Source organism: Mycobacterium sp. NGS54, assembly GCF_059812465.1.
In genome coordinates this window covers 943504-962831 of the sequence record NZ_JCALCS010000001.1, presented here as the reverse complement: position 1 = coordinate 962831, position 19328 = coordinate 943504, and the positions used below count along the sequence as shown (strand labels likewise).

Sequence of the window (19328 nt, the reverse complement as noted above, 5' to 3'; positions counted from 1 at the left end):
AAGATGTTGCCTCGCACCGTCAGAACGCAGCTGGTCGTGTTGACGGGGGTTGCGGTGGCCGCCGTCCTCGTCCTCGGGCTGTACTACCTGCGGCTTCCCAGCCTCGCCGGCGTCGGCCGCTACACCGTTTACGCCGAGCTGCCGCAGTCCGGCGGGCTGTATCGCACCGCCAACGTCACGTATCGGGGCATCACCATCGGCAAGGTCACCGGCGTCGAACCGACCGCGCGGGGGGCGCGGGCGACCATGAGCGTCGACAACCGCTACCAGATACCGGCCGACGCGTCGGCCAACGTGCACTCGGTCTCCGCGATCGGCGAGCAGTACATCGACCTTGTGTCGACCGCCAACCGCGGGCCTTACTTGCGAAACGGGCAGACGATCACCAAAAGCACTGTCCCCAGCCAGATCGGCCCGGCGCTCGATGCCGCCAACCGCGCGTTGGCGGTGCTGCCCAAGGAGAAGGTCGCCTCGGTCCTCTACGAGGCGTCACAGGCCCTCGGCGGGCTGGGGCCGTCGCTGCAGCGGCTGGTGGATGCCACCCAGGCGATCGCCCACGACTTCCGGGGCAGCATCGGCGACGTCGACGACATCATCGCGCGTTCGGCGCCGATCATCGACAGCCAGGCCGATTCCGCCGACACGATCCGGCGGTGGGCCGCCAACCTGAACACCCTGACCGCGCAGGCCGCACAGCAGGATCAGGCGGTGCGACGCATCCTGGCCAATGCGGCGCCGACCGCCGAGCAGGTGAACGCCACGTTCGGCGACGTGCGAGAGGCGCTGCCGCAGATGCTGGCCAATCTCGAGGTCGTGATCGACATGCTCAAGCGCTATCACAACGGTGTCGAGCAGGCGTTGGTGTTCTTGCCGCAGTCGGGTGCCATCGCCCAGTCGGTCACCGCGAACTCGCCCGGCCAGGCGGCGCTCGGCGTCGGCGCCATCGCGCTCAACCAGCCGCCGCCGTGCCTGACCGGCTTCCTGTCCGCTTCGGAGTGGCGCGCGCCGGCCGACACCGGCAGCGCGCCGCTACCGGCCGGCACCTACTGCAAGATCCCCATGGACGCGACGAATGCGGTTCGCGGAGCGCGCAATTACCCGTGCGTGGACGTGCCCGGCAAACGGGCGGCGACCCCCCGGGAGTGCCGCAGCACCGAGCCGTACGTGCCGCTGGGCACCAACCCCTGGTACGGGGACCCCAATCAGATCCTCACCTGCCCGGCGCCGGGCGCGCGCTGCGACCAACCGGTGAAACCGGGTCAGGTGATCCCGGCGCCGTCGGTCGACAACGGCCTCAACCCGCTGCCCGCCGACCAGCTCCCGGGCACCCCGCCGCCGGTCAGCGATCCGCTGCAGCGGCCGGGCTCGGGCACGGTCCAGTGCATCGGGCAGCAGCCCAACCCGTGCTTCTACACCCCGAGCGCGCTTTACGACGTGCGGAGCGGCCAGGTCGTCGGGCCCGACGGCGTGGTGTATTCCGTTGCGAATTCGGCCAATATCGGCGACGAGGGGTGGCAGCAGATGCTCGGACCCGCGGGCTGAAAACACCTACGCCTTTTCGTCGGCGCCTCCCCGGGCATGCGCCCGCCATTTCCGGAAGCCGTGCCGCGCCGCGAACGCGCCGACGATGGCGCTCACGCACCACACCGCGATCGCCGCGTACGCCAGCGGCGACGACAGGTTCCTGATGGAGGCGCCCAGCGCGGTGTAGGCGAAAGCCCTTGGCGCCGAACCGATCAACGAGCCGACCGCCATCTGCCACAACGGAACTCCGAAAGCCCCGAACGCGTAGGACGCAAGCGCGTCGGAGATGCCCGGGACGAATCGCTGACCCACGACGGCCCACAGCCCGCCCCGTTCGATCAGCGCGTCGATGCGGTCGGCGCGATGGCGCCCCAGCAGTGCCCGGGCGCTGTCCCGGCCGGCCCGGCGGCCGACGCGATTCGCGACCACCGCGGTGCCCACCGCTGCGCCCAGCGTCACGAAGACCCCCAGCAGCGGGCCGAACAGTATCCCGCTGCCCGCCGCAAGAATCGAGCCCGGCACGAACAGCGCGGCAAGGACCGCCGACACCACGACATAGGCCAGCGGCGCCGCCGGGCCCGTCGCCGCGACCGCGCGCCGGATCTCGTCGACGTCGATGACCCGCGCCACGGCCACCAGGTAGAACATCGCGGCCAGGAAAGCGGCGAACACCGCGAGCCGCACGATGTGGCGGCGCCGGGATGTCGGTAGGGAACTGTCGACCATGGTGACTGCGATTGTTCCGCATCGGAGGTGAGCTCGCCGCAATCCATGGTAGCAGTTCTGCTACCATGGATTGATGGCGACCATTCCCCAGAAGGAACTTCGCAATAACGTCGGCGAGGTGCTGCGCCGGGCAGAAGCGGGCGAGGAGATCACGATCACGGTTGCGGGCCGGCCGGTAGCGCAGCTCGGTCCCACCGGGCAGAGGCGATGGGTGAGCGGGCCGGCACTGCGCGCGGTCTGGCGCGCCCCGGCCCCGAAAACGCTTGGCGCAGAACTTGAGCGGTTCCCCGCTTCGATCGTCGACCCCTTCGTGTAGCGGATGCGCGTAGTCCTGGATACCTCGGTCCTGATCGGGGACGAACCAGCACCAAACGTCGAGGCCGCGATTAGTGTTGCCTCGATCGCCGAGCTCCACTTTGGAGTCCTTGTCGCCGGCGACGATGACGAACGGGCCTCTCGCACGGCGCGGCTGGGCGCAATCGAATCCGCGTTTGACCCGATTCCGATCACGGCCGAGATAGCTCGAGAATGGGGTCGGCTATCGGCCGCCGTGAGGAATCGGGGCGGCCAGCCGCGGCGCCGCTCAATCGATCTCGTAATCGCCGCCACCGCAAACATTCACCGGGTGCCGCTCCTCACCCACAACACCGGTGACTTTCAGATCATCAGCGACCTCGTGGACGTTCGTCTCCCGTCGGATGTTCAGCCGCCCGAGCCGGGATGAAAACCATGTCCTCGGCTAGCGCAGACCCAGCGCGGCGCGCAGCCGATCGGCGTCCATCCCGCCGCGACCGGCCGCGCCGGCGGGAAACGAATCCAGAAGTTTGATCAGGTCGCCGCGACGGGTGGGGTCGTCGGCGGCCTGCCGCGGGGTGCAGCCGTCAAGCGCGGGAAGCGACGTGTCGAGCCAGTTGGCCTCGTAGTCGCGGATGAATTCGTTGAGGGCCGAGGCGATCTCAGGGTCGTCGTGATCGGGCACATTGCCGGCCGAGGACGGAAACTGCTTGGCCAGCTCCGCGGCGTCGTGGGCGCCGCGCACCGGCGTCCGGGAGTCGTCGATCACGGTCATCGTGGGGTCGACACCCCTGAGAGTGGCCAGCACGCGGTCCATCCGTTCTTCGCTGTTGGTCTCCGCTTGCAGGGTGTCGCCGTCGAGGATCAGGGTCGCCCGGACGCGCGGCATGCCGTCGGTCCTGACGTGCTCGTGCCAGCGCGCCGGCTCGTCACCGTCGACCCGGTCGTAGAGGGCGTCGAGCGCGGCCTCGATGCCGGTGTGGTCGCCGAACCGCACGGTGGCCTCGCAAAACGCGAGGGGGTCACCCTCGGTGTTGGTCAGCGCCGGCGGCGCAAAGCGGCGGCTCAGCTGCGCCACAAGTGTCACCGCATCCGGTTCGCTGTCGAGCACGTCGATCAGCCAGTCGCGCTCGTGCAGCGCAACCGGTTCCACGCCACCGAAGAATTGCCCGGTGACGCCGGCGGGCAGCACACGCGCGCACACCAGCTGCCCGGATTGCAGCTGGCGACTGGCGGCCCGCTCCCTCACCTGGTGCATTTCGCCGGTCCGCACGTCGCGCAAGGTGACGCCCTCGCCGGGTTGCACCTGCTCGACGTCGAACACCGACCGTTCCACGAGCAGCCATTGCGCGGCCAGCAGACGCTCGTCGTCGGGCAACAGCGAGCCCCGAAGCTCCAGGAACTCCTCGAAGGCGCCGCCCTCGAAAAGCACCGCGTCCAACACCAGCGGATCGCTTAACGCCGCGTCGACCGCGTCGGGATCATCGCCGAGGTGACGGCAGCGTTCGTAGCCGACCTCGAACAGTAGGTCGCTCCATCCGTTGAGCAGCGCGTGCTGGGCGGCTTTCGCGTACAACCAGGCCGCCCGCTCGCCAAGCGGCAGTCGCTCTTGGCCCAGGTGACATTTCTTGTACTTGCGGCCGGATCCGCACCAGCACTGCTCGTTGCGGCCGAGGTCGCGGCGCGGCTCGAGCTGGCAGCGTTCCAACAGCTCCAACAGCGGGTGGTCCGGCCCGGCGCCGGCGCGGCGCAGCAGCGCCAGTCCCCGCGTGGCGTCGCCGCGATCGGAAGCGAAGCGGGCCAGGTCCAACAACGGCAACGGCCAATCCGGATCCATCGACTCGGCCGCCAGGAACTCGCGTTCTGCCTCCTCGATGTCGCCGATCCGCTCAAGCGCCACCGCGCGCAGCCAGCGAAAAGCCACGCGGGCCGTCCGCGGCACCTGCGGTTCCATCATGTCGGCGAACGCGCCCAAGGTGGCGGCCCCGCCGGGGCCGTCTCCGATCGTCTCGTCCACCAGCAGCCCCGCCAAGATCGGGTCGGCAAGCGCGGCCCCCAACTCACCCAACAGAGCGGCGGACTCGTCAACTTCGGGCTGGCCCCCGTGCTCGTGGTCTTCGGTCGACGCGTCTTCCGGCGCATCGCCCACGTCGGCGGATTCGATCAGCAGCGATACCCGTTCGTAGAGTTTGACCAGCGTATACAGGGCGACCGCGTCGTCGCGGTCGATGTCATGTCTGTTGGCCAGAACCGTGCAGCCGCGCTCGAAATCCCAACGGTCCCAATCGAAACCGCCGGGTGCGAGCCACTCGTCGTGGTGCGTCAGGCCGCAGTCGTCGACGATCTCCGAAACGGGCGGCAAGGGCTCGGTGAACGCCGACGGGTCCTGGGTGCACACCGTCCATACCGCCGCGTCGAAATACGCCGGCTCATCGGCCTCGAGCGTCGCCGCCAACAGGGTCCCCACCTTGGTATCCGCGACCGCCGTTACCCGCTCAACCGCGAGGCCCTGCTCGGTTAGCCGCACCCCGACGAGGTCCCCGTCGTCCACGCCCAACGCGCCCAGGGCGCCGGGGGCCAAGAGCAACGCGCCTAGTGGGTCGACCACCTCGGGCGGGATGCCCCGCTGTTCGAGCAGTTCGTCGTCGTAGTCGACGAGCACCGTCTGCACCGATGTCCCGTCGACGAGTTGTTGGTACTCGGTGTGGTCGCAGAGCGCGGTGATCGGGCTCAGATCCGGGTTCACGGTGAGCAGCTCGTGCGCAACCTCGTCCGCGTTGACCCGGTGCGTGAACACCCGTCCGGCTAGCAGCGTCGGCAGCCATACCCACCGTTCGTCGACCAACTGCCTTGTGGGATATTCGATTTCGTATCGAATCTGCTCGAGTACGTTGTCCGGTTCGGCCACTCCACCGTCCCGCAGCCGCTGGGCGATTTCGTCCTCGTGCAGGGGGCCGTGCTCGGCCAGAATCCTCGCCGGGTCCGGCACCGGGTCGACCGCTTCCGCCACGGCGACCACCCTATGCCGCGTCTGGCCCACTGGCGAGGCCCCGTCGGTCAACTTGTGGATATCCCGCCCTCAACCCCCGGGCTCGATGCTGCCTCGACCGGTTCTTGTCGGTCTCCCGCTGCACACTCGGCTCAATCAACGCGATGTCGGAGATCGCGTTACAGCGAACGGGGTGCTATGGGAAACAGGGCGAACTTTGTCGTCGTGCAGGACGGCGATTGGCGACTGTACTACTCACACTGGGCGGGCTGTCGGATACTCGATGCGTTGATCGGCGGGCCGGAACTGGCGCTGCGGTATGCGCAATCGCTGCGGCATTGCGCCAAAGACGAGTGGGTCGATCCGCTGTGGGCTGATGGCGGCGCGGTGGTCGATCTCGATCGGCGGCGGGTGTTGTTCTTCGGCGACGAGTTGATGGTCGAAATGGGCGCACGCCGGGCCTTAATGGGTGTGCTGGCGGCGGTATGGCCGGGCTACTGGATCGGCTGGGCATACGACGGAACGGCCGAGCTGGCTGGATATGTGGGAGCCGAATTGCGCCCTCACGGCTGGGACAAGCAACCGAGCCTCCGCCTTGCGGAGGATCCAAATGCGTTGTGTCATCTTGTTTCTGTGCTCGACGGCAAGGGGCAGGCCCGCATGTGGCCGCTGTGGTGGGATCTCAGCATGGCGTGGCACGGGCCCGCGCTATTGGGAAAGCTGCCGGGCCGCGGCGTTCGAGATTTGGCGCTCGGCAAGATCCCGGAAGGCGGCGTACATATCGACGTTCCCCGAAAGACGCTGGGGGCGTGGCACACCGCCGACACCGTGGGCATTTTCCAGTCTCTGCCGCAGATATGGAGTGGGTGGCGGACGGAATGCTGGGAGGACCGTTTCGAGGAACAGGCGGCTCGATGCGGGGCCGCCTTGCGGCTGCCCGGGTTAGATCTCGCCGCGGGGGTCGACATGGCCAAGAGGCGGCTCCGCGACAGGGTGTTCCAGAGTTTCGCGGATGGTCCGGCAGGTCAGGTGCTCGAACTATCGAAGTTGCTGGCACAAATCGGGCCCGGCCTCGTGGTAAGCGACGATGCGCTCACCGCCTCCGGAGCCCGACCGCGCGACGCCGAGTGGACCCGGTTCGCCGAGGCATGCAACGTGTATGGAAATGGCCATGCGGCGTAGGTTGCCGCACCAGGACATCGTGATGCAATGATGGGTTGATCGTGCGCACCACTATTGATCTGCCCGACGACCTGCATCAGCTGGCGCTGGCGATTGCACGGGATACGCACCGCACGCTGAGCGAGACTGTCGCCGACCTCATCCGGCGCGGCCTCGGAGCCGGCAACACTTCCACGATCACCAGGGATTCGAGGACGGGACTGCCGTTGGTGAGTCTTGGGACGGTCGTGACTTCCGAGGACGTGCGCTCTCTGGAGGACGAGGTGTGACGTTGCGGTGCTCATTTCCACGGCAAGTTGACGTCGCGCGGCACCAGGATCAGCGCGCCGCCTGCAGCCGCTGGCGCAGCCCGCTCGCCCGCGCCGCGCGCCGTCCGATCGCGGCGCGCACCGACGCCTCCGAACCGACCACCCGGACCTTTGCCTTGGCACGAGTCACCGCGGTATAGAACAGCTCGCGCGTCAGCAGGCGCGAATCCTCGGGCGGCATCAGCACCGTCACCTCGGCGGCCTGGCTGCCCTGGCTCTTGTGGATCGTCATCGCGTGCATGGTCTCGACGTCGGCCAGCCGGCTGGGGGAGAAGTCCAGCGGCCCGGTGGCGCCGGCGATGACGGCCCGCAGCCCATCCTCGCCGGCGACGACGACGCCGGTGTCGCCGTTGTAGACCTTGAGACCATAGTCGTTGGCAGTCACCAACAATGGCCGACCGGCGTACCACGTGACGAACGCCGGCTGGCCCGTCTCCTCGGAAAGCCAGCGCTCCACCTGCCGGTTCCAGTGCGACACCCCGTACGGGCCGTGCCGGTGCGCGCACAACAGCCGGTGCTCGTCGAGCGTCGCCAACGCCGCCCCGGCGGCCCCGAGCACCGCTGCCTCCCGCACGCGCAGCGCATGGGAAACCAGCACCCGGCGCAACCGGTCGGCCGGACGGTCGGAGTCGATCCACTCGATGTGCTCCCCGCCCGCGGCCAGCAACCCCACCACCCGGTCGTCGTCGCCGGTGCGGATCGCCTCGGCCAGCGCACCGATCGACTCGCCGAACCGGTGGGGCGTGCGCAGGGCGGCCACCCGGATGTCGTGACGGGCGGTGAGCCCCTCCACCAGGTCCGCGAGCACCGCGCCGGCTTCCACCGAGGCGAGCTGGTCGGGATCGCCCACCACAATCAGCCGCGTGTCCGGGCGCACGGCCTCCAGCAGCCGGGCCATCATCGTCAACGACACCATCGATGTTTCGTCGACGACGATGACGTCGTGCGGCAGCCGGTTGCCGCGATTGTGCTTGAACCGCACCGACGTATCCGGCCGCGAGCCCAGCAGCCGATGCAGCGTGGTGGCCCGCAGGCCGGCGAGCCGCGCCCGGTCCGCCGCGTCGAGCTTCTCGACCTCGGCGGCCACCGCCTCGGCCAGCCGCGCCGCGGCCTTGCCGGTCGGTGCGGCCAGCGCGATCCGGGGCCGCGGGGCGCCGGCGAGTTCGGCCTGGCCGACCAGCAGTGCCAGCAGCCGCGCCACCGTGGTGGTCTTGCCGGTGCCGGGCCCGCCGGTCAGCACCGTAACCGCCTGCGACAGCGCGATTTCGGCGGCCGCTCGTTGCTCGTCATACTCCGGGTGGGGGAAGAGTCGCTGCAGGGCGGGCACGTCGCCCGCTGTCCCGGACACCGAGAGCGCCAACAAGTCGGCGCACACCTGCTCTTCCTCGAGCCAGTACCGATCCAGGTAGAGCAGGTCCCCGAACAGCCGCAGGGCCGGCGGCGATCCGAGCAACGGGCTGGCCCGCACCGCGGCCAGCCAATCGTCGGCGGCCGGCCAGGGCAGGCCGGCCATGCCGAGCTGCGCCTGCACCGCCCGCAGGTCCACGCACACCGAACCGCCCCGCAACGCGCGCACCACGAGCGCGATCGCCAGCGCCACCCGCTCGTCGGGCTCGCCGGCGAGCGCCGTGAGGCGCTGCGCCACATGGACATCCGCCGCCTCGAAGACGCCGGCGTCGCCGAATTCCCGCAGCAACCCCTCGGCGGCGATCGCCTGCACCGTCACGCGACGGCCCGCCCCGCATCGAGCAGATCCGACAACGCCGCAACCAAAGACGACGGCGGGTGCCAGCTGAACACCCCGGACGGATGCCCGTCGACGGTGGGTGTGTCCGCCCCGCACATCCCGCGGACGAACAGGTACAGGACGCCCCCGAGGTGCCGGGCGGGATCGTAGCCGGCCACCCGCCACCGCAAGAACCGGTGCAGCACAACGCTGTACAACAGCGCCTGCAGCGGATAGTCCGAGTGCAGCATCGCCTCGACCAGCCGCGGCCGGTCGTAGTCCGCCGACGTCAGCGGCCGCTCCGGCTCGCCGAGCCAGTTGGTCTTGTAATCCACCACCAGATAGCGGTGCCCCGCGCCGTCGGGAATGCGCAGCACGGCGTCCACCGAGCCGGACAGGTAGCCACGCAACGACTGGCCGCCCAGCGCCGGTCCCGCCAACCGATCGGCGTACGAGGCCAGCGCATCGCCGGCGGGCAAGTGCTCGCGCAACACCGCCCCCATGTCCGCCAGGAGAATCTCGGGTGCCGCACCACGCAGGTCGCCGCCGGCCAGCGGAAACTCAAAGTCCATCTCCCGCAGGCGATCCCGCAGGCCGATTCGCCGCAGCGTCAAATCGCCGGCCAGCGGGCCCAGCGGGGTGTCGTGCATCGGCACCAGCGCGGCGGCCAGCGCCTCGGGCGCCACCTCGACCGGCCACCATACCGAGTGCCTCCGGATGTGCGCCTGAAGCTCGGCCTCCAGATCGGCGGCCAGCGGGTCGGCGGTCTCCAGCACCGCGTGCACCAGGGTGCCGAACTTCGCGCCCATCGGCAGGTCGACCATCGGCGAGGGTATCTCCGGGCCGGATGCGTTCTGGGCCAACGGGACTGCGCCGGATTCGTCGTCGAGCTCGGTGACCTCAGGCTCGCTGCTCACCCCGGTGGACTCGGCCATCCGGATGAGACCCGAGTAGGAGGTGCGCCGCCAGCCGGTGTCGATGCTGCGGTGGAAGTGCCGGTTGTCCAGGTTCGGCGGCACCGGCTCGGGCGGCATCGAGGGCAATGCCCTGGCCACCACCGACTCCTCGATCACCGGACCGCCCGCGGCCTCCCATTCGCGCAGCCGGGCCAGCGCGTCGTCGTCGGGAATCTTCGCGGGCTCGCAGCGGTCCGGCACGAACGCCTCTCCCGGCCGCCGACCGCGCAGCAGCCGCGACAGGCCGCCGTTGGGTTCGTCGAAGGCCGGCGACCACCACGCCACCACCTGCGACTGCGCGCGGGTCATCGCGACGTAGGTCAGCCGGCTGGCGTCGCCGGCGTCCTCCGCGCGTCCCAGCGTCTCGACGGTCGCGAAGTCGGGGCTGTCGCTGCCGCCGACGTGCAGGCAGCGCACCCTGTCGTCGTGGAACAGCACGATGTCGCGTTTGGGCACGCTGCGGTTGAATGCGAACGGCAGGTACACGATCGGGTACTGTAGCCCCTTGCTCACGTAGACCGTCATGATCTGAACGGCGGCCGCGTCGCTGTCCAGCCGACGGTTGCGTTCGGTCGAGCCGCTGCGTTCGTCGCGCTGGCGGCGCAGCCAGTCGCGCAGCGCGGGCAGGCTGTAGTGCTCGCGGTGCGCGACGTCCTGAAGCAGCTGCGTGATGTGTGCCAGATCGGTCAGGTGGCGCTCGCCGCCCTGCCAGGACAACACCCGATCGCCCATGCCCCGCAATTGCGCGGCCTCGAAGATCGCCGCGACGCCGCGCTCGCGGGCATGACCCGCCCACTCCCGCAAGGTTTCCGCCACCCGGTCGGTCAGCGCATCACCGCCGGCCGCCAGCGATTCGGCGGTCTCGCCGAAGAACATCGTCGCCGCCGCGGCGCGGACCACGCCGGGCCGGTGCGGTTGATCGAAGGCCTCCAGCAGGCAGAGCCAATCCTCGGCGGCATCGGAGGTGAAGACGTCGGAGTCGCCGGTGTACACGGCCGGGATCCCCGCGTCGCACAGCGCCCGAAAGCATGCGCTGGCGTCCTTGTGCCTTTCCACGATCACGGCGATGTCGCGGGCCTGCAGCGGCTCACCGGCGAACGTCGCGCCGCCGGCCAGCAGGGCGCGGATGTCGGCGGCCAGGTCGGCGCCGATGTGGCGCCGCAACTCCTCGATCGGCATGTTCGCCAAACCCCTGCGGCCCAACGCCGTTCGCGGCACCACCCGCAACCGGAACGGATCGTTATGGGGGGCGCCGGCAAGGCGGTGACCCCGATGGTGCGAGTCGACCTCGTTCACCACGATCGCGGGATCGCCGAGTTGGGCGCCGCGCAGCACCACCTGCAGGCGTTCGACCAGCGCGGCGTCGCTGCGCCAGTTGGTGCCCAGCGTCTTCTTCTCGCCCGCGGTTTCGGCCGCCCGCAGGTACGTGTCGATGTCGCCGCCGCGGAACGCGTAGATGGCCTGCTTCGGGTCGCCGATCAGGACGACGGTGGAGCGCCCGCTGAACGCGCGGTCGATGACCTGCCACTGCACCGGGTCGGTGTCCTGGAACTCGTCGACCATCACGATCGGCCAGCGTTGATGCATGCGCGCGCGGGCCGGCGAATCGTGGGTGGCCAGCGCGTCCGCCAGCCGGCTCAGCAGGTCGTCATAGCTCAGCACCCCTAGTTGCCGCTTTCGGGTATCCAGCTCGGCGAGAACATGTTTCGCGAATCCGACGCAGACCGCCGCCCGCGACCCGGGGGCGGGATCGAGCGGCCGCAGCTGCGCCGACGGGTTGTTGGCCACCTCGCGCGCCAGGCGCAGCGCATCGCGGTAGGCCAGTAGCGGATCGTCCCGCTGCTGACCGAAGTGCGCCAGGTACAGGTCGTCGACGATCTCGGTGACGAGCTCGTCGAGGCTCTCGATCAGGGTCACGCTCGCGGCGGTGTCGCCGGCCACCCCGAGCGAGCGCAACACCAGCTGGCAGAACTGGTGGGTGGTCGCGATGGTCGCCGCGTCGAATCCGGCCACCGCGTCACGGAGGCGCTCCCGGCGCAGCGCGCGCTCGTCGTCGGTGCCGTCCAGCAGGCGGGCCACCAATTCATTGGCACCGACGCCGCCGCCGTCGAAAGCCGCCACGGCGTCGACGATTTGGCAGCGCACCCGCTCGCGCAGCTCCTGGCTGGCGGCCCGGCCGAAGGTGATGAGCAGCATCTGGTCGAGCGTCGCCGCGCCCTCGGCGAGGTAGCGGGTCACCAGTCCGGCCAGCGCGAAGGTCTTGCCGGTTCCCGCGCTGGCCTCCAGCACCGTCGTGGAGCGATCGGCGGGCAGCGGGCCGAGCAGGTCGAAGCGCTCCATCTAGCTCGGCCTGCTCTCGGCACGCAGCATCGGCAGCCAGACCCGGGCGGCGTAGGCGCCGAGCCGGTTGTCCTCGCCGTCGCACTCCTCACCGGGCCGCGGGGCAGCCATCAGGTCCTGCAGCCGCGCGTTCCTGCCCCAGGCCCGCACGTGGGCGGGGGCCTCGTTCTCGCCGGGATAGTTGCCGGATTTCCACCGATATTCCGCCTCACGGACGGGATCGTCACCACAATGCCGGGCGGCCGCCCAGGCATAGGATGTCTTGACGGGCAACGGAATCGGCTCCCGGCGCCCGGCGTCGTAGATCGTCACCAGCTCGCGCAGCAGCCGGACGGCCTCGTGAGATGGGTCGGGCGGGCGTCCCAGCCCCTCCGCCCGCGGGGTGGTGCCCCGCTTGGCGCGGCCGATGCACACCGCCGACCAGTCGCGGCCCGGGTCACGAGCGGTCAACGCCAGCAACGGAATCCACGACTCGAGCAGGTGTTTGCCGTCCAGCCTGGAATAGGTGACCGACACCAGGCGGTCGCCGTACACCGGCGACACCGTGCCGGTGAGTCGTCGCCCGGAGCCGAGCTCGATGCCTTGGATGTCTATGTCGTAGGCCCGAGGCTCCGCCCGCCGCAGCCGCAGCGCCTCCTTCGCGAGGACGGTGGCCTGATCGCGAATCTCGGTGGCCTTGCGCCACCCCAGCTGGCCGGGCGGCAGGGTGCCGCGGCGCCATTCGGCCTGCCGCGCGTCGTCGGGCGTCATGCCGCGCAGGATGTCGCCCAGCATCCGGTCGCCGACCGTCCATTCCTCGAGCGCGTTGAGGTCCACGGGCATGGCGTCCTGAACGCCGTCGACGTCGCGGGGCAGCGTGAATTCCAGGGCGCGGAAGAAGCCCTTCACTGGGTCCTTGAAGAAGTCGACGAGGTCGGCGAGGATCACGTCGTCGGGCGGCGGTGGCGGCAACGGCCCGGAGATGAAGTCGGGCCGCTCGCCCCGTTCGCCGCCGGCCACCCGCGCCGCCCGCAGCACGGTCGGGTCGAAGCTGAACGGAACCTTCGGCACCAGCTCGCCGGGCGTGACGTTGCGAATGTCGAACGGCTGCAACGGATGCTCGACGAGGACGCGGTCGCGGACGCCGCCCGGCACGGTCTCATCGAGGGCGTCCAGCAGTTCGGCCAGCGGCACCGCCGGCGGGCGCGGCTGGCCCGAGTATTCGTTGGCGCCGGTGTAGGTGATCACCAGTTTCTCGGTGGCGGCGCCGATGGCGTCGAGCAGCAATTGCCGGTCCTCCGAACGGATGTCGCGTTCGCCGGTCATCGGCTTGCGGGCCAGCACGTCGTCGCCGTCGACGACGCCAAGGCGTGGGAACACGCCGTCGTCGAGCCCGACCAGGCAGACCACCCGGTGCGGCACCGAGCGCATCGGCACCATCGTGCATACCGTCAGCGTGCCGGTGCGGAAGTTGGCCCGGGTCGGGCGCCCGGCGAGGTGCCGGTCGAGCAGCGCGCGGACGTCGGGCAGCCGCAACTCGGTCTCCGCGCGCGGGCCAGCGTCGGCCAGCACCTGGGCGAACTCGCGCTGCAGCTGGCTGGTCTGCCACAGGTCCGAATCGTCGACGCGCGCCAGCAGGGTGATGCCCTCGGTCAGGGCGGCCAGCCAGTCGCGCAACGGCCGCGCGCCGGTGAGCGAGTCGACGACATGTTGCAGCCGGCAGACGAATTCGGCCAACTGCCCGGCCAATTGGACGCGGTTGCTGCTGACATCGTCCAGGGGGAGGGTCGCGTCGATCCACGCGTGCGAGTCTTCGGACATCGCGACACCGGTCAGCACCCGGTCGATGCCGAAACGCCAAGTGTTGTGCACGAAGTCGACGTGATACGGCCGCCGGTGCTCCTGGTCGAAGCCCCACCGGATGTTCGCCTGCCGGACCCAACGGGTGATGGCCTCCAGGTCGTCGTCGGTGAAACCGAAGCAGGCGCGCACGGGCGCGGCCTCGGCGAAGTCGAGCACCTCGCTGGCGGTCACCCGGCTGCCCGCCAGCGCCAGCAGCTGCGCGGCCACGCCGAGCAGCGGATTGGTCTGGATCGGCGAGCGGTCCGCGAGCCGCACCCGCAAGCGGTGGGCGGGATGCGCGCCGTGCACCACGTCGCCGAGCCCGAAGTCGGCGACGATCAGCGGCGCGTAGGTCTCGATGTCCGGACACATCACCAGGATGTCGCGCGGCTGAAGCGTCGGGTCGTCCTGCAGCAGGCCGAGCAGCACCTCGCGCAGCACGTCGACCTGACGGGCCGCGCCGTGGCAGCTGTGTATCTGGACGGAGCGGTCGTCCGCCGCGAGCGTGCGCCCATGGCGCCGAACGGCATTGGCCGCGATGTCGGACTGCAGCCAGCCGAGCAGCGTGTCGGTGCGCTGCCGGCCGGGTAGGTATTCGTCGGTCAGCGGATCCGCGGGCAGGCCGCGCTGGAGTTCGCGCAGGTCTCGCCCGAGCGTGGCCAGCAGCGGATGCCTCACGTCGCGGTGGCTGACGTCGGCGCGGCGGGGAATCGCGCCGCGGGCGGCGGCCAGCGCCTTCCACAGTCCGTCGCTGGGGTGTGGCAGCCACAGGTGCAGGTCATGGTGGGTCGCCAGCGCGTCGAGCAATTGCACGTCGGTGCACGCCAGGCGGGTGTGCCCGAACAGCGACAGCCGCTGCGGCAGGTCGCTCGGCCCGTCCCGCAGCCGCTCGACGGTCTTGCGGTGGCGCACATGCGGGGGGTCGGCCTGCACGCGCCCGACCAGCGCCCGCCACAGTTCCGGCTGCCAGAGCAGGTCCTCGTCGAGGTTTCCGGTGTTGCCGTCCAGCCAGTCGGTGAGCAGTTGCGGGCGCTGCCGGGCGTAGGAGGCGAACAACCCCGCCAGCCGGCGCGCCGTCGCATACCGCCGGGCGCGGCGCAGCTCCGACTCCTCGCCGGTGTGGAAGTGGCCCAAATGTGTTGCCAGCGTTGCACACCACGGCTCGTCGAGGCTGCAGTCGATGACCTCCAGCAGCGGCCACGTCATCGCCTCCGGCGACCAGGGGTCGTCGTCGACCGTGCGGGTGATTTCGGCGATCAACGACGCCGGGCTGCGGAACGCCACCCCCGCGCACACCCCGTCGCCGCCAGCGGGCCCGGACCCGAGCACGTGCGACAGCCGCTGAGAAAGCCAGCGTTCCACGCCACGCGCGGGCACCAGCACCAGCTCCTCGGCGAACGGGTCGGCCTGGGGGTTGGCCAGCAGGGCGCCGAGAGCGTCGGCGAGTGAGTCGGTACGTTCGGCGCGGTGGAGATGGAGGGCCATTGCGCTGCCACCATAGAACGCCGCACCGACGGGCGGGGATGATTCCGCGCCGACATGCCGTTCGACATGGCATGGAAGCTTGGGACGCGATCAGCGCGCGACGCAATGTCCGGCAATACACGCCACAACCGGTGTCGGAAGACGACCTGAACCGCATCGCCGAGGCCGGCTGGCGGGCGCCGTCCGCGAAAAACCGGCAGCCGTGGGACTTCGTCATCGTCACGGACCGCGATCAGCTGCGGGAGCTGTCCACGGTCTGGCAGGGCGCCGGTCACATCGCCGCGGCGCCGGCCGCGATCGCGATCGTCGTGCCCGAGCCCCCGGACCAGCGCAGGCTGGTCACCGACACCTACGACATCGGCCAGGCCACGATGGCGATGATGATCGCGGCCACCGACCTGGGCATCGGGACGGGCCACTCGTCGGTGGGCGATCAGGACAAGGCGCGGGCCATCCTGGGCGTGCCCGACGACCACCAGGTCGCCTTCCTGCTCGGCGTCGGCCATCCCGCCGACCGTCCGCTCACGCCAATCCGCAAGCCGAATCGGCGCCCCTTCACCGAGGTCGTTCATCACGGGCGCTGGTGAGCGCACGGCCCCCGCGGTAACGACGAAAGGCCCTCCTCGCCTTCGCTTGGCTATGCCAGGCTAAGGCCATGGCCGGAGTCGCGGATGCGATCGGGTGGGTGAGCAAGCAGATTGTCGACCGGGTGCCCAAGGCAGACCTGGACCAGCGCGACCCGGACTTCATTCGCGACCAGTTGCCCGGCACGTGGCTTCTGGCGTCGTTGTATTTCCGGGCCGACGTCCGTCGACTCGACCGCATACCGCCGGAAGGCCCCGTGCTGTTGGTCGGCAACCACAGCGGAGGCAACGTCCCGCCGGACACCTTCGTCTTCACCCTGGCGTTCTGCTCGTATTTCGGCGTGGAGCGCCCGTTTTATCAGCTCGCGCACAACCTGGTCACCCTATATCCCCCGCTGCGCTGGCTGCGCAAATTCGGCACCGTAGCGGCCAGTCCCGAAAACGCCTGTCTGGCACTGAAATCCGGTGCCGCCGTGCTGGTGTACCCCGGCGGTGACTACGAGGTCTTCCGCCCTTCGTGGCAGCGACACGTGGTCGACTTCGGCGGCCGCAAAGGCTTCGTGCGGCTCGCACGCGACACCGGCGTGCCGATCGTGCCGGTGGCCAGCGTCGGTGGTCAGGAGACGGCCCTGTTCCTCGGCCGCGCCCAGTGGCTGGCCAGGCTGCTACTGCTCGATAAGCTGTTCCGGCTCAAGAGCGTTCCCATTTCGCTGGCGTTGCCGTGGGGGCTGAATGTCAGTGACCTGCTGGGGCATATCCCGCTGCCCGCCAAGATCGTTATCGAGGTGCAGGAGCCGATCAGGGTGCACGATGACGACCAGGCCGTGTACGACGAAGTGGTTGCCAGCCTGCAGGCCGGCGTCGACCGCCTAGCCGCCGAACGCCACTTCCCGGTGATCGGCTGATGCGCGTCGAACGCCGGACCATCATCAACGCCGGACGCGAAACTGTGTGGAAGGTGCTCAGCGATCCGGACCGCTACCCCTCCTTTCTGCCTCACCTGGAGCGCTGGGAGACGTTGACGGAAGGCCCGGCCCGGTTGGGCGCCCGGTACACCGTGCTATGGAAGATCGGCTCGATACCCGTGGGCGGCGTCGCCGAAGTCGTGGAATTCGATATGGCGCGCGATCTGGCCTGGATCAACATCACCGGGGTAACGCAGCGCGGTCGTTTCCGGCTGCGCGATGCCGGGCCTGGCCGAACGCTCGTGACATTCCGCCTGGCCTACAGCTCCGAAGGCGGATTGCTCGGGCTGATCGCGGACCGAGTCGCGGCGTTCTGGGTTGGCCGCTCACTGGACGAAAGTCTGAAAAACCTTCGCCGCCTTGTCGAGTCGTAAGGTCGGGACCGTGCATGATCACCGCGGCGACTACGGAATCGACGGCTCATTCAAGACCATCTCGGCGCGCGCCCAGGCCATCGCCGTGGCCGCCCAGGCCGCGGCCCTGGCGGTGTGGGCCGGGATCAGCTGTGCACGCGGCAGGCGGGCCGGGGCGGTGCTGGCCGGGGGATCGGGCGCGGCCCTGCTCGCGGCGATGTTCTCCTACATCTACGCGACGCGCTCGGGCAAGTTCGTCGTCTGGGACCGGGTGCTCGACGAGCTGCGGCTGCGCGGTGACGAGACCGTGCTCGACCTGGGATGTGGGCGCGGCGCGGTGTTGATGGCCGCGGCCAAGCGGCTGCCGCGCGGCCGGGCGATCGGGGTGGATCTGTGGCGGGCCGACCAGACCGACAACTCACAGCAGGCCACCCTGGCCAACGCGGCCCTGGAAGGGGTGGCCGACCGCGTCGAGGTGCGCACCGGCGACATGACCGCCCTGCCATTGCCCGACGAAAGCGTGGACGTCATCGTCAGCAACCTGGCGATCCACAACATCGGAAGCCGCGCCGGGCGGTGGCAGGCCCTGGACGAAGCGGTTCGCGTGCTGCGCCCGGGCGGTCGGCTCGCCATCGGCGACCTGTGGGAGACCCGCAACCACGCGGCCCGGCTCCGCGAGCTGGGCTGGCGAAACGTCAAGCGGCGCAACCTCGGATGGCGGATGTGGTATGGCGGGCCCTGGTTTTCGACGCGCCTCGTCACCGCCACCAAACCGGTGCAATGCTGATACGCATGACGAGAAACGAACTCACCGAACAGGTCGTCGTGGCGCGGTTGGCGAAGGGGCTGACGTGGCAGGAGTTGGCCGACGCGATCGGCCGGCCGGTGCTGTGGACCACGTCGGCGTTGCTGGGCCAGCACCCGATACCCGCCGAGCTCGGCAAGGTCCTCGTCGAAATGCTCGGCCTCGACGAATCGGCGGTGCCCGTGCTGGCGGCCCCGCCGATGCGCGGCGGCCTGCCCACCGCCGTGCCGACCGATCCGACCATCTACCGCTTCTACGAAGCCCTGCAGGTGTACGGCGGCGCCATCAAGGAGGTCATCCACGAGCAGTTCGGCGACGGCATCATGAGCGCGATCAACTTCAGCGTCGACCTGCAAAAGCGGGCGCACCCCTCCGGCGACCGGGTGGTGGTGACGTTCGACGGGAAGTTCCTGCCCTACCAGTGGACGTCGGCGGAAGGGTGAAGTGACGGCCGGTGGCATCCGTGCCACACTGGCCGCGAGGAGGCGAGCAACGCGGTGGCCAGGTCTTTTACCTGCCACCGCGTTCGCATTGCCAGTTCAAGCGGATGCGGCGTCTCAGAGCCCGAACTCGGCCTCTATCCCGTCTATTCCGGCGCGGATCGCCGCCAGTGCGTCGGCGCGGGCGCGCAATTTGGTTGCGGCGTGGGCGTGCTGGTGTAGGCCGGCGAATTCGCGCGCGGCCTCCTCGGCCCGGCTGACCACCATCTCGGGCAGCACGATTTCGTCGACAAAGCCTGCCGCGAGGGCGGTTTCGCCGAAGAACGTCTTGGCCAGCCCGGCGGCCTGCTGGTAGGCGGACTGCGTCAGCCGCAGCTTCATGATCTCCAGCGCCGCGTACGGGATGACCATGCCGATCGCTACCTCGTTGGCCTGGATGTTGTAGGCGTGCGCGGCCACCCGGTGGTCGCCGGAGGACAACAGGAACGCGCCCATCGCGATCGCATGGCCGGTGCAGGCCATCACCACCGGCTTGGGGTACGACAACAGCCGATGCGCCAGCTCGAAGCCGCCCCGGAGCATGTCGATCGCGGGCTGCGCCTGACCCGAGGTCAGGATCTTCAGGTCGAAGCCACCGCTGAACACCCGCTCGTTGCCGGTGATCACCAGCGCCCCGGCGTTGTCGCTCTCGGCCCGGTCGATCGCCTCGCCCAGCGCCTGCTGCATGGTCGGGCCCAGCGCGTTGACCTTGCCGTCGTCCATCCTGATGACCGCGATGGAGTCCTTCAGGCTGTAGAGGACCGGGCCGCTCATGGGTTGCTCCTTCGATC

Annotated in this window: 16 protein-coding genes; 10 read left to right on the top strand and 6 right to left on the bottom strand. The window is 69.7% G+C overall.

Annotated elements, in window-relative coordinates; all coding sequences use genetic code 11:
- The first annotated feature begins 3 nt into the window (after positions 1 to 3).
- Positions 4 to 1542 carry an MCE family protein gene (locus AC5Y5E_RS04785; protein ID WP_499901778.1) on the top strand — a complete coding sequence of 513 codons (1539 nt, stop codon included), beginning with the start codon at positions 4 to 6 and terminating at the stop codon, positions 1540 to 1542.
- Between the two features lie 6 nt (positions 1543 to 1548).
- Here AC5Y5E_RS04785 and AC5Y5E_RS04780 read toward each other — a convergent pair whose 3' ends face one another.
- Entirely contained in the window at positions 1549 to 2250 is a 702-nt protein-coding gene (locus AC5Y5E_RS04780) for a TVP38/TMEM64 family protein (RefSeq protein ID WP_499901777.1), read from the bottom strand.
- Positions 2251 to 2323: 73 nt separating this feature from the next.
- Here AC5Y5E_RS04780 and AC5Y5E_RS04775 point away from each other — a divergent pair, with 73 nt between their 5' ends.
- Both AC5Y5E_RS04775 and AC5Y5E_RS04770 read left to right on the top strand, forming a co-directional pair.
- Positions 2324 to 2566 (top strand): type II toxin-antitoxin system Phd/YefM family antitoxin, encoded by a 243-nt coding sequence (locus tag AC5Y5E_RS04775; RefSeq protein ID WP_499901776.1) that lies wholly within the window; start codon positions 2324 to 2326, stop codon positions 2564 to 2566.
- A 3-nt stretch (positions 2567 to 2569) separates the two neighbouring features.
- Positions 2570 to 2974: a PIN domain-containing protein gene (locus AC5Y5E_RS04770; protein WP_499901775.1), complete on the top strand. Its 405-nt coding sequence runs from the start codon at positions 2570 to 2572 to the stop codon at positions 2972 to 2974.
- 15 nt (positions 2975 to 2989) lie between these two features.
- Here AC5Y5E_RS04770 and AC5Y5E_RS04765 read toward each other — a convergent pair whose 3' ends face one another.
- Positions 2990 to 5554, bottom strand: a complete 2565-nt coding sequence (locus AC5Y5E_RS04765) for an SEC-C metal-binding domain-containing protein (protein ID WP_499901774.1) — start codon at positions 5552 to 5554, stop codon at positions 2990 to 2992.
- A 204-nt stretch (positions 5555 to 5758) separates the two neighbouring features.
- Here AC5Y5E_RS04765 and AC5Y5E_RS04760 point away from each other — a divergent pair, with 204 nt between their 5' ends.
- A complete protein-coding gene (locus AC5Y5E_RS04760) occupies positions 5759 to 6715 on the top strand; it encodes a hypothetical protein (RefSeq protein ID WP_499901773.1) in 957 nt (318 codons plus the stop codon).
- A 41-nt stretch (positions 6716 to 6756) separates the two neighbouring features.
- Positions 6757 to 6984 (top strand): antitoxin, encoded by a 228-nt coding sequence (locus tag AC5Y5E_RS04755; protein WP_499901882.1) that lies wholly within the window; start codon positions 6757 to 6759, stop codon positions 6982 to 6984.
- 49 nt (positions 6985 to 7033) lie between these two features.
- Here the strand turns inward: AC5Y5E_RS04755 and recD are convergent, their stop codons facing one another.
- Genes recD through recC form a run of 3 tightly spaced genes read right to left on the bottom strand, consistent with a single transcriptional unit; the run spans position 7034 to position 15351 of the window.
- Positions 7034 to 8749 (bottom strand): exodeoxyribonuclease V subunit alpha, encoded by a 1716-nt coding sequence (gene recD / locus AC5Y5E_RS04750; protein WP_499901772.1) that lies wholly within the window; start codon positions 8747 to 8749, stop codon positions 7034 to 7036.
- Positions 8746 to 12045, bottom strand: a complete 3300-nt coding sequence (gene recB / locus AC5Y5E_RS04745) for an exodeoxyribonuclease V subunit beta (RefSeq protein ID WP_499901771.1) — start codon at positions 12043 to 12045, stop codon at positions 8746 to 8748. The genes recD and recB overlap by 4 nt, the downstream gene beginning before the upstream one ends.
- Complete coding sequence (recC, locus tag AC5Y5E_RS04740; RefSeq protein ID WP_499901770.1) at positions 12046 to 15351, bottom strand: exodeoxyribonuclease V subunit gamma; 3306 nt, start codon at positions 15349 to 15351, stop codon at positions 12046 to 12048. It abuts the gene before it with no gap.
- A gap of 71 nt (positions 15352 to 15422) precedes the next feature.
- Between recC and AC5Y5E_RS04735 the strand changes: the two genes are divergently transcribed.
- From AC5Y5E_RS04735 to cynS, 5 genes are all read left to right on the top strand, one after another.
- Positions 15423 to 15938 (top strand): nitroreductase family protein, encoded by a 516-nt coding sequence (locus AC5Y5E_RS04735; RefSeq protein WP_499901769.1) that lies wholly within the window; start codon positions 15423 to 15425, stop codon positions 15936 to 15938.
- A gap of 68 nt (positions 15939 to 16006) precedes the next feature.
- The gene (locus AC5Y5E_RS04730; RefSeq protein ID WP_499901768.1) at positions 16007 to 16840 is read left to right on the top strand and encodes a lysophospholipid acyltransferase family protein; all 834 of its coding nucleotides are present in this window, start codon (positions 16007 to 16009) and stop codon (positions 16838 to 16840) included.
- The gene (locus AC5Y5E_RS04725; RefSeq protein ID WP_499901767.1) at positions 16840 to 17274 is read left to right on the top strand and encodes an SRPBCC family protein; all 435 of its coding nucleotides are present in this window, start codon (positions 16840 to 16842) and stop codon (positions 17272 to 17274) included. Before AC5Y5E_RS04730 ends, AC5Y5E_RS04725 begins: the two co-directional genes overlap by 1 nt.
- Positions 17275 to 17284: 10 nt before the next feature.
- Positions 17285 to 18040: a class I SAM-dependent methyltransferase gene (locus AC5Y5E_RS04720; protein ID WP_499901766.1), complete on the top strand. Its 756-nt coding sequence runs from the start codon at positions 17285 to 17287 to the stop codon at positions 18038 to 18040.
- 5 nt (positions 18041 to 18045) lie between these two features.
- Complete coding sequence (cynS, locus tag AC5Y5E_RS04715) at positions 18046 to 18501, top strand: cyanase (protein WP_499901765.1); 456 nt, start codon at positions 18046 to 18048, stop codon at positions 18499 to 18501.
- 114 nt (positions 18502 to 18615) lie between these two features.
- Here the strand turns inward: cynS and AC5Y5E_RS04710 are convergent, their stop codons facing one another.
- On the bottom strand, positions 18616 to 19311 hold the full coding sequence (locus AC5Y5E_RS04710; protein ID WP_499901764.1) for a crotonase/enoyl-CoA hydratase family protein: 696 nt from the start codon (positions 19309 to 19311) through the stop codon (positions 18616 to 18618).
- Positions 19312 to 19328: the final 17 nt, after the last annotated feature.